This is a genomic window from Leucobacter luti (genome assembly GCF_050310065.1).
Classification (GTDB): Bacteria; Actinomycetota; Actinomycetes; order Actinomycetales; family Microbacteriaceae; genus Leucobacter; species Leucobacter luti_B.
On the sequence record NZ_CP190007.1, the window covers coordinates 1,458,569 to 1,474,103 of the forward strand.

The 15,535-nt window shown below is 70.3% G+C and carries 13 protein-coding genes and 1 tRNA gene; 8 read left to right on the forward strand and 6 right to left on the reverse strand.

Features of this window, described 5'->3' with window-relative positions; all coding sequences use genetic code 11:
• Positions 1-142 precede the first annotated feature (142 nt).
• The 3 genes from ACOPJ3_RS06700 to ACOPJ3_RS06710 all read left to right on the forward strand — a co-directional run bounded on the left by ACOPJ3_RS06700 (position 143) and on the right by ACOPJ3_RS06710 (position 2,070).
• Complete coding sequence (locus tag ACOPJ3_RS06700) at positions 143-919, forward strand: NAD-dependent epimerase/dehydratase family protein (RefSeq protein ID WP_427871057.1); 777 nt, start codon at positions 143-145, stop codon at positions 917-919.
• Positions 916-1,080: a hypothetical protein gene (locus ACOPJ3_RS06705; RefSeq protein WP_427871058.1), complete on the forward strand. Its 165-nt coding sequence runs from the start codon at positions 916-918 to the stop codon at positions 1,078-1,080. Before ACOPJ3_RS06700 ends, ACOPJ3_RS06705 begins: the two co-directional genes overlap by 4 nt.
• 90 nt (positions 1,081-1,170) lie before the next feature.
• Positions 1,171-2,070: a serine hydrolase domain-containing protein gene (locus ACOPJ3_RS06710; RefSeq protein WP_427871059.1), complete on the forward strand. Its 900-nt coding sequence runs from the start codon at positions 1,171-1,173 to the stop codon at positions 2,068-2,070.
• Positions 2,071-2,077: 7 nt separating this feature from the next.
• On the opposite strand, the gene ACOPJ3_RS06715 is transcribed toward ACOPJ3_RS06710, so the two are convergent.
• Positions 2,078-4,066 (reverse strand): ABC1 kinase family protein, encoded by a 1,989-nt coding sequence (locus tag ACOPJ3_RS06715; protein WP_427871060.1) that lies wholly within the window; start codon positions 4,064-4,066, stop codon positions 2,078-2,080.
• A gap of 22 nt (positions 4,067-4,088) precedes the next feature.
• Positions 4,089-5,735, reverse strand: coding sequence for an MFS transporter (locus tag ACOPJ3_RS06720; RefSeq protein WP_427871061.1), 1,647 nt, complete (start codon positions 5,733-5,735; stop codon positions 4,089-4,091).
• A gap of 254 nt (positions 5,736-5,989) precedes the next feature.
• On the opposite strand from ACOPJ3_RS06720, the gene ACOPJ3_RS06725 reads away from it, so the two are divergent.
• The 5 genes from ACOPJ3_RS06725 to gap all read left to right on the forward strand — a co-directional run bounded on the left by ACOPJ3_RS06725 (position 5,990) and on the right by gap (position 12,464).
• Entirely contained in the window at positions 5,990-6,478 is a 489-nt protein-coding gene (locus tag ACOPJ3_RS06725) for a YbjN domain-containing protein (protein WP_427871062.1), read from the forward strand.
• 33 nt (positions 6,479-6,511) lie between these two features.
• Complete coding sequence (locus ACOPJ3_RS06730) at positions 6,512-8,359, forward strand: HSP90 family protein (protein ID WP_427871063.1); 1,848 nt, start codon at positions 6,512-6,514, stop codon at positions 8,357-8,359.
• Positions 8,356-10,371: a hypothetical protein gene (locus ACOPJ3_RS06735; protein ID WP_427871064.1), complete on the forward strand. Its 2,016-nt coding sequence runs from the start codon at positions 8,356-8,358 to the stop codon at positions 10,369-10,371. Before ACOPJ3_RS06730 ends, ACOPJ3_RS06735 begins: the two co-directional genes overlap by 4 nt.
• 25 nt (positions 10,372-10,396) lie before the next feature.
• Positions 10,397-11,374: a GlxA family transcriptional regulator gene (locus ACOPJ3_RS06740; protein ID WP_427871065.1), complete on the forward strand. Its 978-nt coding sequence runs from the start codon at positions 10,397-10,399 to the stop codon at positions 11,372-11,374.
• Between the two features lie 91 nt (positions 11,375-11,465).
• Entirely contained in the window at positions 11,466-12,464 is a 999-nt protein-coding gene (gene gap / locus ACOPJ3_RS06745) for a type I glyceraldehyde-3-phosphate dehydrogenase (protein WP_427871066.1), read from the forward strand.
• Positions 12,465-12,581: 117 nt separating this feature from the next.
• Here the strand turns inward: gap and ACOPJ3_RS06750 are convergent, their stop codons facing one another.
• From ACOPJ3_RS06750 to nhaA, 4 genes are all read right to left on the reverse strand, one after another.
• Positions 12,582-13,001 (reverse strand): DUF3054 domain-containing protein, encoded by a 420-nt coding sequence (locus ACOPJ3_RS06750; protein ID WP_427871067.1) that lies wholly within the window; start codon positions 12,999-13,001, stop codon positions 12,582-12,584.
• Positions 12,998-13,798 carry an inositol monophosphatase family protein gene (locus tag ACOPJ3_RS06755; RefSeq protein ID WP_427871068.1) on the reverse strand — a complete coding sequence of 267 codons (801 nt, stop codon included), beginning with the start codon at positions 13,796-13,798 and terminating at the stop codon, positions 12,998-13,000. The genes ACOPJ3_RS06750 and ACOPJ3_RS06755 overlap by 4 nt, the downstream gene beginning before the upstream one ends.
• Positions 13,799-13,875: 77 nt before the next feature.
• Positions 13,876-13,948: transfer RNA gene (locus ACOPJ3_RS06760), tRNA-Lys, on the reverse strand.
• Positions 13,949-14,202: 254 nt separating this feature from the next.
• Positions 14,203-15,489: a Na+/H+ antiporter NhaA gene (gene nhaA / locus ACOPJ3_RS06765; RefSeq protein ID WP_427871069.1), complete on the reverse strand. Its 1,287-nt coding sequence runs from the start codon at positions 15,487-15,489 to the stop codon at positions 14,203-14,205.
• Positions 15,490-15,535: the final 46 nt, after the last annotated feature.

Genomic DNA, 15,535 nt, shown 5'->3' on the forward strand with positions numbered 1-15,535 from the left:
GGCGGTGGAGACTAGTTCGACTGGCGTTTCCTGCGGAGCCCTGAGGATCCTGCGGTAGGCTGCGCGGCGCGGGCCGTTTTCGGGGCCACGATTCGGCGCGGGGGTGTCGAGGAGCGTCGACCATTCGGTGAAGGGACGAACCGTGGGCGATGCGATTACCGTGCTCGGGTGCAGCGATCAAAGAGGTCGATACGCTGTTTGCAGCCTCCGCGCTGAGGGAGCACAGGCGCTCGGCATCTCGCGCCGCACCGGAACTGTTCCGCAACAGAAGTCAACCCGCCATCTGACGCTCTCGGCGTACGGCGCTGACGAGAGCACGCGCGCACTCTCTCGTGTGCGTTCGGTTATTGTCATGCTCGGGATGCCGTATCGCGCGCGCGTCTGGGAGGAGCAATGGCCGAAGCTCATTGGTGCCGTCCTCACCGCAGCGGCCCGGGTCGGGCGCGCCGTGACGATGCTCGATAACACCGACGTGTACGGGCGTTCCGGCTCACCACTCACCGAACAGGCGCCGCTTCCTCCCCGCAGTGAGAAGGGCCGGGCGCGGCTCGCCGGGTGGCGCCTCGTCGCGCAAGCCCAGGCGGATGGCCAGGACGTGCTGATCGGTCGCGCCGCGGACGTTCTGGGGGAGGCATCGATCAGACAGTCATGCCGTGGGCGATGCTGCGCTCAGTCCAGTCGGGTGCTCGGCAATCGATTCGGTGGCTCGGCAACCCCTCAGTCCGACATTCGATTGCTGCTGCCCAAGATACGGCAGACGCGCTGCCGAGGCGAACGTGGTGACTATCCAGTGCTCCACCTCCCAGTCCTTCCTCCGGTCAACGGATGGGAGTTCGCCGAGGCTCTTGCCGCGTCTCTCAACGCGGAGTGCGTTTGCGCGCGCTGCGTGCGTGGCAAGTCACGATGCTGGCGGCTGTGAGCGCACGGAAGAGGGAAAGTTGCGAGATGATGTATCAGCGTGAAAGCGACATGATCGTTGACGACCAGCTGTTGCCTGCCCTCGTGCCGGGCCTGGCTCGCCGTTCCGTGGAAGAAGTGCTGAGTGAGGGCCTGCCGGTTCGGCCGGTGTCCGGCGTGTAGGGGTCACATGGCGCGCACGGTCCGATCTGGCGTTTCTTCGGTGAACCGCTCCCGTACGAGCGGTCTACCGCCCCGCCGAGGGCCCGCCGCATGAGTATTCTTGTCAAGCCCGCGAGCACCGCTGCGCGACTGCGCGTCCACGGGACGGTCGTTGAAGATCGGATCGGCAAGCTTCACACACCGGACACACTGCTCGAGTGGGGTTCCATCACCAAGACTGTGACCGCGACGATTGCGAGCCTTCTGGATCGCGAGCAGCTTCTGAGCCTCGACGACCCGGTGCGTAAGTACCTGCCTCGATCCCTCTTGCCGCGCTCTGTGACGATGGGGTCGCTCGTGTCTCACACCTCCGGGCTCTCGTCTCTGCCCTCGGACGCGCTGACTCAGTGGGCCGACCTGGCTGACCCCTACGCCAAGTACACGACCGCTCACTTCGATGAGCACGTGATCCCTCGCCTGAATGTGATGCAGTCGCGGCGGGAAGGCGAGTTCTCGTACTCCAACCTGGGCTATGCGGTGCTGACGCGCGCGCTGGAAAGCGCATCGGGGGAATCCTGGTGGGCGCTCGCCCAGGATCGGGTGCTGGCGCCCTGGGGGATCGCTGACGTCGCGTTGAACCACGTGGGGCACCTGACGGAGCGGATCCGAGAGCGCACACCGCAGCTCACAACCCTCACTGGCAGGCCCCGTAGCACGTGGACCGACACCGGCCCGTTTGTCGGTGCGGGAGGGATCATGAGTACGTTCGACGCGCTCGAGGACTACGCGCAGGCGGCCCGGGTCCACGGGCACGCCTCTCGGCGCGGCGGCTGGATGCGCGCAGACGGAATCTGGTGGCACAACGGCCATAATCGTGATCAGGGAGCGTACCTTGGGATCAGCGACGATGGCACGCGGATCGTCACCGCACACACCGTCGCTCGGCGGATCGGGTCCGCTGATCGCGTCGCCCGGAAACTCCTGCGCGCCCACGGGAGAGAAGCACAATGAACCGCCTCTACCGTTCCCGCCCGCCGCGCCGCCGCAGCGTGTCGAAGAGCGCGCGCAGCGTGAGCACGCCCGAGACGATGAGCAGCAGGTAGCCGAAGACCTGGAACAGCGTGAGTGTTTCGGTGAGGCGCGGGCCGGAGGCGCTCACGAGGAGCATCGCGGCCATGATCCCGAACACGCCCGCGAGGAAGGTCAGGGCGGCGAGGTTCACGAGGTCGCGGAGGAAGCCCCGGTCGCGCTTGTCGGCGAGCACGCGCATGTTCATGCTGAGTCTGCCGTCGGCGAGGTTTCCCGTGATGCGGTCGACGCGGTGGGGGAGGCGCCGCACGAGCGGCAGCACCGAGAAGAACTCGTCGGTGAGGGCCTTCGCAACCGAGCTCGGGCGCGCGGCCGACGCGAGGCGGCGCTCCGCGTACTGGGCGGCCTCGGCCACGAGGTCGAACTCGGGGGCGAGCACCCGGAGCGAGCCCTCGACCGAGGCCAGCGCGCGGAACGGGACCGTCAGTTCGGGCGGCGGCGTCAGCCCGTGCCGTGAGAGCACCGCGACGATCTCGGTGAAGACGGCGGCGTCGATCCGGGCACCGGGGCCGAGCCGCCGCGCCATGAAATCGGCGATCTCGCGCCTGAGCAGGGGCTCGTCGAGGTCGTCCGGGATCTCGACGAACTCGAGTAGGGCGTCGGCGAAGCCCGCGGCGTCGCGCCGCGAGAACGCGAGCAGCACGTCGGCGAGGCGCGCCCGCGTGGTCGAGTCGAGGCGGCCGATCGAGCCGAAGTCGAGGAGCGCGAGCTCGCCCTCTGCGGTGACCACGATGTTGCCGGGGTGCAGATCGGCGTGGAAAACTCCCGCGTCCATGATCTGGGCGAGGGTCGAGCGGAGGAGCCGCTGCGCGAGCGCCTCGCGCTGCGCCTCCGGGATCCGGGTGAGCGCCGCGCCGTCGCTCAGCGTCGTGCCCGAGACGAACTCCATCGTGAGCACGTCGTCCGAGCTCAGGGCCTCGTGCAGGCGCGGGATCCGCACGCGCGCGTCCGCGGTGAGCTGGTGCTGCGCGCCCGCCATCGCGAGCAGGTTCGCCGCTTCGACGGCATAGTGCACCTCGTCGGAGAGGCTCTCGGAGAGGCTCGTGACGAGCCGCTCGACGCCCATCTGCGCGGCCCAGCCGCCCGAGCTTTCGAGCCGCCGCGCGAAGCGGGTCGCGATGTCGGTGTCTCGCTCGATGAGCGGCACGATGCCGGGACGCCGGATCTTCACGGCGACCGGGGATCCGTCGGCGAGCGTCGCCCGGTACACCTGCCCGATCGAGGCGGCCGCGAAGGGCTCCTCGTCGAACGCGGAGAAGGCCCCGGCGCGATCCGTGCCCGCGGCGGCGAGCACCCGGTCGAGCGCGGGCGCGATCTCGGGCCACGGGGCGGGCGGCACCCGCTGCTGCAGGTCGGCGAGCGCCGCGATGTACTCCTCGGGCACGACGTCGGGCCTCGTTGAGAGCAGCTGCCCGAGCTTCACGAAGGCGCCCCCGGCCTCCTCGAGCGCGAGCCGCACCGAGCGCGCCTGCGCGAAGCGCTGCGCGTGGGCCTTCGCCGTGCGGCCCGTCTCGATCTTGAAGGGGAGGAGCCGGTGCCGCGTCGCGATGCGCAGGATCTCGCCCGTCCTGCGGTTGCGGTCGAGCGCCTCGCGCAGGTTCGGCAGCCACCGGTCCGGCCGCGCGACGGAGCCCTGCGGCACGAGGAACTCGGCGACGACGAGCACCGTGATCGCGACGAGCAGGATGATCCCGAACAGGATCGGGATCATCGCCGGCGTGTACTCGTCGGCCTGCCACACGAAGCGCGACTCGAAGCCGAGCGCCGCGCCGAGCCCGGCGACGCCCGCGAGGATCACGCGGGGCGCGCTCACCCTGGTTCCGAGGAGTCTGCGGGCGAAGGCCCCGATCAGCAGCATGAGCGCCACGGTCGCCGCGGCCATGAGCGCGACGTCGAGGAGGATCTGGACGGTACTCAAGGTGTTCCTTAGTTCGCGGGAGTCAGGCGTGGGGTCCGGTTGCGCTCGCGGCCCGCTTCAACCGCAGTGCCCCGATGAGCCCGAGCACAAGGAACAACGTCGCGACGACGAGCGCCCACCGCGTCGCGTCGGCGAAGCCCGCCGAGAGCGCGTCGACCGCTGCGCCCGCGTGCTCGCCGAGCGGACCCGCCGCGCCCTGCTCCCGCAGCTGCAGGATTGAGGTGCCCGCCGACTGCCTCGTGGCGTCGGCGAGCTTCGTGGCCTCCGCCCCCGTGATTCCCGCGGCGCTGAGCGCGGCCGGGAGCGTGAGTGCGAGGGTGACGGAGAGCGTTGCCCCAGCGAAGGCGGTGCCGAGGGCCGAGCCGATCTGGCGCACGGTGCTCTGCGTCGCGGACGCCTGCCCCGAGACCTCGACGGGCACATCCCGGAGTACCGTGCCGGTGAGCTGCGCAGAGGCGAGCCCGAGCCCGAGGCCGTAGACGACGAGCGGAATGGCGACGAGCCACCCCAGCGTGCTGCCCTGGATGATGAGCGCGAGCACGAGCGCGCCGACGACCTCGAGGGCGAGGCCGATGAGTACGGTGCCGGGTGCGCCGAAGCGCGCGGCGAGGTGGCGCGCTGAGGCGCCGGAGAGGAAGGCGCCGATCGCCATCGCGGCGAGCACGAGGCCGGCGCCCATCACGTCGAGGCCGACAGCGTTGATGAGGTAGAGCGGCAGCACGAAGATGATGGCGAACTCGCCGATCGCGACGGCGGCCGCGGTCACGTTGCCCCAGGAGAACGTGCGGAGCGTGAAGAGGTCGAGATCGAGGAGCGCCGAGCGCCGCACGCGTTCACGGTGCCGCTCCCACACGACGAACAACACGAGAGCGACGGCGGCGATCCCGAACGCGACGGGGACCGCCGAGATCGGGGCGTCCTTCGGCCAGGTCCAGCCGAAGATCGCGAGGTCGGACTTCGGGGTCAACCAGCCGAGATCCGGCCCCTCGATCACCGCGAAGACGAGCGCGCCGAAGCCGATCGCGCTGAGGAGGGCGCCGTCGACGTCGGCGCCTGGCCGGTCCGTGCCGCCGCGGGTGGCCGGCACGGTGAGGAGCGCGGCGACGATGACGAGCGCCCCGACCGGGAGGTTCACGAGGAAGATCCAGTGCCACGACGCCCACTGGGTGAGCGCGCCGCCCGCGAGCGGGCCGACGGCCGCGGCGCCCGAGATGACGGCGCCCCAGACGCCGAAGGCCGCGGCGCGATACTTACCGCGGAACACGGCGTTCACGGTCGAGAGCGTCGAGGGCATGATGAACGCGGCTCCGACGGCCTGCACGGCGCGGGCACCGATGAGGAGCCCGGCGGTCTCCGCGAGCGCGGCCATGAGGCTGCCGCCCATGAACACGATGAGGCCGAGGATGAACATGCGCTTGCGGCCGAGGCTGTCGGCAAGCTTGCCCGTCGAGAGCAGGAGGGCCGCGAGCACGACGGCATAGAGGCTGTTGACCCACTGCGCGTCGGTGAGATCGAGATGAATGTCCTGGATGATCGCGGGAAGGGCGACGCCGACAATCGTGCCGTCGAGGACGATTACTCCCAGGCCGACAGACAGGACCGCGAGCGCGATCCACTCCCTCTTGGTCGGCGCGGGAGCCGTGTCCCGGGCCGTCTCAGCGTTACTCATCTCGGCTCCCAATCCTGCGGGGACCGCGCTCCCCGCCCTGCGATCACAGTCCAACACTATCCGCGGATCAGGACATCCCGAGCGGGAATGCAATCGAATCAGTAATTCGGTTGATCTCGCGGGGCGGCGGGTTTCTGGGCATTCACTACACATTTCTCATCGGTTCCCGTGGGTAACGGATAGGCTGCTGCCGAGGGAGCGCCGATGCGGCGTCGCGCGGCGTTCGATACCACGCAGTTGAAGGGATCGCACGAATGGGATTTTTCACGAAGGACGCAGGCCCTGCGCCGAGCGCCGGCGGCGCGCTCGCCCCGCTCTCGAAGGATCGCATCAAGGCAAGCCTGGAGCGGGAAGGCTGGTCGTACACTGTCGACTCCGACGGCGACATCGGCGGCGGGTGGGAGTACGGCTCCTTCTACTTCTTCCTGAACGGCAACAGCGACGAGATGCTCTGCGTGCGCGGGTTCTGGCGCGGCCGCCTCGAGGAAGCCGACTACGCAAGGGCGCTCGAGGCCTGCAACGCGTGGAACTCGGAGAAGATCTGGCCGAAGGTGTACGTGGCGCGCGACGACGAGGGATACGGTCGCGTGAACGCCGAGCTCAACGTCGACTACGAACATGGCCTCACCGATGAGCAGCTCACGCAGCACCTCATCTGCGCGATCAACACGAGCATGGGCTTCTTCGAGCACCTGAACGAGGTTTTCCCGGAGGTTTGGGAGCGCTACAAGCCGACTGAGTAGCACCGCAAGAAGCACATCATCTCTGGGGGACTCGTGTCCGAACGTTTCCAAGTCGACCTCGCCGGGATGGTCGACCTGCTGTCGAAGCACCTGTATTCGGGCCCCCAGGTGTACCTGCGGGAGCTCATGCAGAACGCCGTCGACGCGGTGACCGCGCGCCGCGGCCTCGACCCGCAGGCGCCTGCGCGCATCCGGATCGAAACCGATGAGGCTGGCGGCGCAGCTCCGCGGCTGCGGATCAGCGACTCGGGCATCGGTCTCACCGCTGCCGACGCGACCGAGTTGCTCGCAACGATCGGCCGCTCGTCGAAGCGCGACGACGAGTTCGGCATCGGGAGGATGGAGTTCATCGGCCAGTTCGGGATCGGGCTCCTTGCCGCCTTCATGGTCGCCGACCGCATCGTCGTGCGCTCGCGCGCGGCACACGACGGCGCCGAGCCCATCCTCTGGGAGGGGCGGGCCGACGGTACGTTCCGGCTCAGCGAGGGGCTCGCGGAGCTCGCCGAGATCCCGGTCGGCACCGAGGTGCTGCTCGTCGCGAGGCGCGACGCGGAGCACTGGCTGAGCGGCGAGACGGTGCTCGAGCTCGCGCGGGAGTACGGTTCGCTGCTGCCGCTCGACATCGCGGTGCGGGTGCCGGTCGGAACGGGGGGCGAGCAGGCCTGGCGCAGGATCACGGAGCCCGAGCTGCCGTGGCGCGCCCCTCACCCCGGCCCCGTCGCACGAGAGCGCTCGCTCGCCGCGTACTGCGAGGAGGTCTTCGGCTTCACGCCCCTCGCGCACATCGACCTCGACCTTCCCCTCGCGGGGGCGAGCGGCGTGGCCTTCGTGCTCCCGCAGGCGGTGTCGCCCGGATCCGGTCAGCACCGGGTGTACATGAAGCGGATGCTGCTCGGGTCCCGGATCGACCGCGTGCTCCCGGACTGGGCGTTCTTCGTGCGCGCGGTGATCGATACGGACGCGCTCTCACCCACGGCCTCCCGGGAGCAGCTCCACGACGACGAGCTCCTCATGGCCGTCCGCGAGGCGCTCGGCGCCCAGATCAAGACCTGGGTGACCGGCGCGCTTAGCACGCCGACGCCCCTGGCGCGCAGCGTGCTCGAGACGCATCATCTTGCGCTGCGCGCCCTCGCGGTGACCGATGCGGAGATGCTCGAGCTCGTCGCAGAGGTGCTGCCATTTGAGACGAGCGATGGACCCATGACGCTCGCTGAGGCGGCGGAGGACGGCGAGATCGTCTACACCTCGACGACCGAGGCCTACCGCAGGGTGGCGGCCGTGGCGCGAGCACAGGGCCTCGTCGTCGTGAACGCCGGCTACGTCTACGACGCCGATCTGCTCGAGCGTCTCGGCGCACGCGCCGGTTGGCGCGTGCGTGAGCTGCAGAGCGACGATCTCGTGCAGGTGCTCGGGATCCCGGATCTCGCGCGCGAGGTCGCGGTTGCCGACGCGATCGAGCGGGCGCGCGCGGAGCTTGCCGAGGACGACTGCGATGTGATTCTTCGGAGCTTCGCCCCGGCTGACGTGCCCGCGATCCTGCTGCGCGACGCCGAGGGCGAGCACCGGCGCGAGCTCGACCGGGAGCGGGCCGCGAGGCCGGACCTGTGGGGCGGCCTGCTCGATGCGCTCGCGACGGATCGAAAGCAACGATCGCGCACCCTCGTCCTGAATGACAGCTGCGCCGTCGCCCGCGACCTCGTCTCCGCCCCGCCAGGGGAGGTCTTTGCCGCGGGGCTCAGATCCATGTACCTCTCCGCGGTGATGCTTGCGGGAGAGGGGCTGCGGTCGAGGGAGACGAGTCAGTTCTCGGAGTCGCTCGGCGTGCTGCTCACGGCGGCGCTCGCGCGCGACGGCGGTGGAACGCGGATGGAGGAATCATGAGTCGCTCGGTCGAACATGAACTGCGCACGATTCGGAAGATGCCGTATGGAACGGCCAGGATCGCCGCAGCCGAGGCGATCTCGCGCCGGATCGAGGCGGAGGGGCCTCGGGAGCACCTCGCTGAGTCGCTGCTTGACCTGGTCGAGGCCTACACCTTCGCCGACGAGGGCACGAAGTCGTTCGTGGTGTTCGCCCGGTTGCTCCGGCTGTGGGACGAGAGTCCGGAACTCTTCGACACGGGTGACGAGCACAACCTGTTCTGGGAGTTCAAGTGGATCGCCGGCGACCTGCCCGACTTTCCGCAGATCTCGCGCGCCCAGGCCGAGGCATTCCTCGCTGACATGGAGCGCCGCTTCGAGCTTGCCGGCCACGGCCTCTCATCCGTGCGGATGAGCCGGTTCCGGTGGTCCTGGCACTCGGGTCTTGAGGACGCCGACGAGGAGCGACTGCGCTGGATCACTGGCCTCCGCGACGAGTTCGAGGACTGCCGGGCCTGCACGATTGGCCAGCAGGTCGACTTCCTCACCGAGTCCGGCCGCCACGCCGAGGCAGTGGAGCTCGGACTCACCCAGTCCGCGAGCTGCAACCTGGAACCCTCGCGTACGAACTACGCGGTCGCGCTCTCCGCACTGCTCGTGGGGCAGCCGGAGCTGGCGCTCACCGTGCATCGCCGCGCGCGCGCGGGAGATGACGGCGGACCGACCGACTTTTCCCCCGCCCGCGGACAGGGATTCGAGATGCTCGCCCGCGGCGGCCGGCTCGCGGAGGCGCTCCGGATCCTGCGCAACGACCATGTGAGGCTCCTCACACAGAGTTCGACCCCGCTGTTCCGCCTCAGGTTTCTCCTGGGGGTGCTCGCGGGGCTCAGCGCGAACCTGCCGAGCGGCGACACCGAGGCAGCTGAGCGCGAGACGGGGCTGCGCGAACCCGGTTGGGGGACGGTATCGGAGCTGCGCGACTGGGTGCTCGCGGAGGCGCGCGACACCGCGGCAGCACTCGACGCGCGCAACGGCAACGCCCGATACGAGTCGCTCATCGAGCGGGCGCTCGCCGCGGAGCCCGCTGCTGCGCCACTGCCTGAGCCCAGAGCCGGCGCGGCCGAAGACCGCCCAGCCCCGGCCAGGGCGTCGGATCCTGGGTCGGGATCCGGGGCAGTGGGCCGTGAAGGGGAGGGCGGCGGGTTCCCCGGCGAGCTCCCCGGCTCGGCGGAGGAGGCCGCCGCCGTATCAGCTCGGCTCGCCGAGTTCGCTCCCGACGATCTGCTCGCGCGCGCCGAGGTCGAGGTGAGACGCCCGGACTTCTTCGCGGCCGGTCTGCTCTACGAGGCCGCAGCAGACGGGCTCAGAGCGGGCGGCTGGATGGCGCGCGCCGGGGCGGCCCGCGCAGAGGCGGCGCAGTGCGCAGCCACCGAGGAGTTCGAAGAGGGGGCGCACGCGCTCTTCGCGAGCGCGGTGCAGGAGCTGCGCGCCGGGGGCGCGGATCCCGACGTGCTGGTGGCCGTGATCGTCGCGTGGGCGCCGATCGCGGCACGGCTCGACGAAGCCGGGGAGCTCGTTGCGGCGGCGGCTGCGGCACTCGAGGGGCACGGCGAGTGTGACGAGGGAGACCTCGATGACAAGCTCGCCGAGCGCAGGCGCGCAGAGTTCATGAAGCGCCGCGCCGACCTCCGCGACACCCTGGCCAGGTCGATCGCGAGCGCACGACCCGAGCAACTGCCAGCTGGCATCGATCGGGCGTTCGCCGTGGCCCAGGCCACGACCGCGGGGGAGGAGTACGCGCGGCTCGGGCGCGCGGGTGACGCGGCGCATGCGTTCTGGCTCGCGGGCCTCCTGCAGCGCGACGCGGGCAACACCGAGGACGCCATCTGGTCGTTCGAGTCGGCCTTCGAAGGCTTCACGATCGCGCGTCTGCGCTCGGAGCGGGCCGAGGCGGCGGGCGAACTCATCCAACTGCTGCGGGAGACAGGCCAGGAAGCCCGCGCCGCGGAGATCACGGCGCAGCTGCCCGGCTAGCTGCGCGCTCGCTAGGCTGGTCCCCATGAGGCGGGTCGCGGTCGTCGTGCAGGAGGGGGCGAAACCCCTGGACGTCGGGATCCCGGCCCAGGTGTTCGCCACCCGCGCGAGCATGCCCTACGAGGTCGAGGTGTGCGGGGTGCGCAAGGGGCTCGTCGCGGGCGGCGAGGGCCTGTCCTACGCGGTCGACCACGGGCTCGAGGCGGTCGAGCGCGCCGACCTCGTGTTCGTGCCGGGCACCAGGCGGCCGGATCGCGAGGAGCCCGCGGAGGAGCTCGTCGCTGCCCTCCTTGCCGCGCACGCCCGTGGGGCGCGGCTCGCCGCCATCTCGACGGGGGCGTTCGCGCTCGCCGCAACGGGGCTCCTCGACGGCAAGCGCGCGACGACGCACTGGCACTACTCCCGCGTGCTCGCCGAGCGGTACCCGCGCGTGCGCGTCGACGAGCGGGTGCTGTTCGTGGACGAGGGCTCGGTGCTCACCTCGGCCGGAGCCGCCTCCGGGATCGACCTGTGCCTGCACATCCTCCGCAAGGAGGCCGGCATGGCGGTCGCGAACCACGCGGCACGCAGGCTCGTCGCGGCCCCGTACCGGAGCGGGGGACAAGCCCAGTTCGTGCCGCACAGCGTGCCAGAGGCCCACGGCGAACGCTTCGGGGCGACACGGGCCTGGGTGCTCGGGCGGCTCGACGCCCCGCTCACGGTGGAGGCGCTCGCGGCGCACGCCTCCGTCTCGCCGCGCACCTTCGCGCGGCGCTTCCGCGACGAGACGGGCTACACGCCCATGCAGTGGATCATGCGCGCCCGCCTCGATCGGGCGAGGGAGCTGCTCGAGGAGACGGAACTCGGGGTGGACGACATCGCCGCCCGCGCCGGCCTCGGAACGGGGGCGAGCCTCAGGCGGCACTTCCACGCCGTGCTCGGCACGACGCCGAGCGACTATCGGCGCGCCTTTTCCCGTGATCCGGAGCATTCTCCGCAGAAGTGGCAGGATCTTGACGAATGATGGCATTCCGGCCACTTGAGGGCGATCCGGATCCGCGCCATCCTGGTTTGTGAGAACAAGGACGCTGGACCCGAAAGGAAACTGGGATCACATGACCGGTCGCGTTGCAATCAATGGCTTCGGACGAATCGGACGCGGCGTGCTCCGCGCGCTGCTCGAGCAGGAGAGCGACCTCGAAGTGGTCGCCGTCAACGACCTGACAGACGCGAAGACGCTCGCGCAGCTGCTGCAGCGCGACAGCATCTACGGGCGCCTGCCGTGGGAGGTGACCGTCGAGGGCGAGGAGCTCGTGATCGGCGATCGCCGGATCCGGATCCTCGCCGAGCAGGACCCCGCGAAGCTGCCCTGGGCGGAGCTCGGCGTCGACGCCGTGCTCGAGTCGACCGGGCGCTTCACCGAGGCAGACGCCGCGCGCGCCCACCTCGACGCCGGGGCCGGGCGAGTGCTCGTGAGCGCGCCAGCGAAGGATGCCGACCTCACGGTGGTCGTCGGCGTGAACGACGATCTCTACGACCCCGAGCAGCACCGCATCATCTCGAACGCCTCGTGCACGACGAACGCGCTCGCCCCCCTCGCGAAGGTGCTCGACGAGCTCGCCGGCATCGAGTACGGATTCATGACGACCGTGCACGCGTACACGCAGGACCAGCGCCTCGTCGACGCGCCGCACAAGGATCCGCGGCGCGCGCGCTCGGCCGCGCTCAACATCGTGCCGACCTCGACGGGGGCCGCGAAGGCCATCGGCCTCGTGCTGCCGCAGCTCGACGGCAAGCTGCAGGGCGACTCGATCCGCGTGCCCGTTCCCGTCGGCTCGATCGTCGAGCTGAACGCGACCGTGGAGCGCGAGGTGACGCGCGGCGAGGTGCTGAACGCCTACCGCGCCGCCTCCGAGGGGCCGCTCGATGGCGTCATGGAGTACTCGGAGGAGCCGCTCGTCTCGACCGACATCATCGGCAACCCGCACTCGTCGATCTTCGACTCGCAGCTCACCCGCGTCGATGGCAAGCACATCAAGGTCGTCGCCTGGTACGACAACGAGTGGGGCTTCTCGAACCGCGCGGCGCGCCTGCTCGCCCGCCTCTCCGAGTAGCGCCGTCCGGCCCCGGATCCGGATCCGGCGCCGCCCCCCCCGCTTGTTAGCGATTTCGGGGCTTTCGTGGCCCGCGAAGCCCCGAAATCGCTAACAACAGAGTGCCGGCTGGCGGCGCTAGTCGCGCGCCGGGCGGCGCAGCCGCAGCACGAGCAGCGCGATCCCGCGCCAGCCGAGCAGGAATACGCCGAGGGTGCCGGTCGCGACCAGGATGAATGCGACGGCGGTGCCGCCGCCGGAGAGCGCACGGATCACCATACCGAGCCCGACCGTGATGACCCAGATCGGGATCCCGGAGCGCACGAGGGAGAGCGGCCTGCGCCAGGCGAGGCACACGACCCAGCCGAGCGCGAGCGCGACGAGGAAGGGCCATGCCGTCTCGAACAGCCCTGCGATGGTGGCCGCGCGCGCGTGGCTGCCGCGGCCGAGGCCGGCGAAGAGCAGCACGAGCGCGGCGTCGACGATGACCGCGACGACGGCCGCGCCGACGCTCGTCTTCTGGGGTGCTGTGTTCGTCATCGCTTCGCGGTCCGTCATCGCTTCGCCTGCACGAGCTCGATCACCGCGCCGTGCAGCGCCCCGTTCGTGGCGAGCGAGCTGCCGTTCCAGGCCGTCTCGTTGCCCGCGATGTCCGTGAAGCGGCCGCCGGCCTCCCGTACGATCGGCACGAGCGCCGCGAGGTCGTAGGGCTTGACGTCGAACTCGGCGACGATGTCGACGAGGCCCTCGGCGAGCAGCATGTACGACCACATGTCGCCGTAGGCGCGATCCCGCCAGACCGCGCGGCTCAGCGCGATGAGCGGATCGAGGTAGCCCGCGAGATCCCACTGCTCGATGCTCTGGAAACTGAGCGAGGCGTGCTCGAGCTCGGAGACGCCGGAGACGCCGAGCCGCCGAGCGGCCTCACCCGTCTTCTGCCCCCACGCGCCCGAGCCGGTCTCGGCCCACCAGCGCTGGTCGAACGCCGGCGCCGAGACGACGCCGACGCTCGGCGCGCCCTCGACCTCGAGCGCGATGAGCGTCGCCCAGTTCGGCACGCCGCGCAGGAAGTTTGAGGTGCCGTCGATCGGGTCGAGGATCCAGCGCCGCGCGCCGCGATCCTCGCGCCCCGTCTCCTCGCCGAGGAATCCGTCGGCGGGGAAGCGCTCGGTGATGCGTTCGCGCAGGGCCCGCTCGACGGCCTGATCGGCGTCGGTCACGAACGTGCGATCCGGCTTCGTTTCGACGCGCAGGTCGGCGGATCGGAAGCGGTCGAGCGAGATCGAGTCCGCGAGGTCGGCGAGCTCAAGTGCGAACGCGAGATCCTCGGAGGCCTGCGGGGGAGCGGTGGTCATCGTGCGCCTTCCGTGAAGGGATCAATGCATCCGGATACGGATGAAGCCCGACACACCGTGCCGGGCTTCCCTATCCGTACACCCCCCGGGACTCGAACCCGGAACCCGCTGATTAAGAGTCAGCTGCTCTGCCAATTGAGCTAGAGGTGCTCGTTGCTCGCGAGCAACAGAACTACGTTAGCACGGGGCTCGGGGGGCGCCCAAATCGAGGGCGACCCCCGGCCGAACCCGCGCGTGTCGCGTCGAGTGGGGGTCGCCCCGGAGGTGGCTGCCTCGCAACTGCGCTCGCCGAGAGTTCCACGCACAGCGGGGCCGCCTGCCGAAAATCTTGACATTGACTGCAGATCTCTCGCTGGGCGCTGCGGGATCCCGCAGCTCGCGCGCCGTCGCAGGGGGAGCGATTCCTAGTCGTTCGTCTCGACCTCGTCGTCGACCTCCACGCGGCGCGCCCGCGCTCTGCGCACAAGGAACGCCGCTGCGACCAGGACCGCGGCGAGGGATCCCACCATCACGGCGAGTCGGGCCGTGTCGGCATCCGCAGCAGTCTCGAAGCTCAGGTCGGTGACGAGCAGCGAGACCGTGAAGCCGACGCCCGCGAGGGCGCCGACGCCGATGAGCTCGCGCCAGGTCACGGCCGGATCGAGCTCGGCGCGGGTGAACCGCGTGATGAGCCACGTCGTGAGCGTGATCCCGATCGGCTTGCCGAGCACGAGGCCCAGCATGATGCCGATCGCGATCGGGTCGAAGGGGAAGCGCGACTCGCCCCCGACGGCGACCCCGGCGGCGAAGAACGCGAAGACCGGCACGGCGATGAGCGTCGAGAGCGGGCGGAAGCGATGCTCGAACACCTCGGCGAGCTGCGTGCCGCCGCGGCCCGAGACGGGAACGAGGAAGGCGAGGAGCACGCCCGCGATCGTCGCGTGGATGCCCGAGGCGTGGAACAGCGCCCACGCGGCGACGCCGACCGGGAGCAGGATCAGCCACGGCGCCCACGAGGAGCTCGCGAGCTGGCTCGGGAAGCGCCGCACGAGGAACGCGTACACGGCGATCGGGATGAGCGAGAGGGCGAGCGGGACGAGCTGGATCCCGCTCGTGTAGAACGCAGCGATGATGGTGATCGCGATGAGGTCGTCGACGACGGCGAGGGTCAGCAGGAACATGCGCAGCGCAGGCGGGATGCGCGGGGCGATGAGCGCGAGCACCGCGACGGCGAAGGCGATGTCGGTCGCGGTCGGGATCGCCCAGCCGTGGGCCGCGGGGGTGCCCGCGTTGATCGCGAAGTAGATGAGCGCGGGGATCACGACGCCGCCGACCGCGGCGGCGACGGGTACGATCGCGGTCGAGAAGCGCCTGAGCGCGCCCGTGACGAACTCACGCTTGAGCTCGAGCCCGACCATGAAGAAGAAGATGGCGAGCAGGCCGTCGGAGGCCCAGTGCCCCACACTGAGCTGGAGCCCGAGCGACTCCGGGCCGAGTTTCGTATCGCGCAGGGCGAAGTATGATTCCGCCACGGGCGAGTTTGCCGCGACGAAGCCGAGGAGCGCGGCAATCATGACGATGATGCCGCCGACGAGATCCGCGCGGAGCAGGCGGCTGACGCGCGCGGCCTCCCTGCGGTTGACGAGGGTCAGAATGCGGCGGCGACGGGGCCGATTGCTCGGAGCGTCGGGGGAGTGTACGGGCTGAGTCACGGGCGTGCCTCTCGGGGTCGACGAGCAGAAGCGTCGACCAGACTTC

Coding starts and splice junctions, on each gene's coding strand:
- ACOPJ3_RS06750 (WP_427871067.1), bottom strand. CDS start 13,001: ATGACGGACCGCGAAGCGATGACGAACACAGCACCCCAGAAGACGAGC.
- ACOPJ3_RS06740 (WP_427871065.1), top strand. CDS start 10,397: ATGAGGCGGGTCGCGGTCGTCGTGCAGGAGGGGGCGAAACCCCTGGAC.
- ACOPJ3_RS06720 (WP_427871061.1), bottom strand. CDS start 5,735: ATGAGTAACGCTGAGACGGCCCGGGACACGGCTCCCGCGCCGACCAAG.
- ACOPJ3_RS06710 (WP_427871059.1), top strand. CDS start 1,171: ATGAGTATTCTTGTCAAGCCCGCGAGCACCGCTGCGCGACTGCGCGTC.
- ACOPJ3_RS06755 (WP_427871068.1), bottom strand. CDS start 13,798: ATGACCACCGCTCCCCCGCAGGCCTCCGAGGATCTCGCGTTCGCACTT.
- ACOPJ3_RS06725 (WP_427871062.1), top strand. CDS start 5,990: ATGGGATTTTTCACGAAGGACGCAGGCCCTGCGCCGAGCGCCGGCGGC.
- gap (WP_427871066.1), top strand. CDS start 11,466: ATGACCGGTCGCGTTGCAATCAATGGCTTCGGACGAATCGGACGCGGC.
- ACOPJ3_RS06735 (WP_427871064.1), top strand. CDS start 8,356: ATGAGTCGCTCGGTCGAACATGAACTGCGCACGATTCGGAAGATGCCG.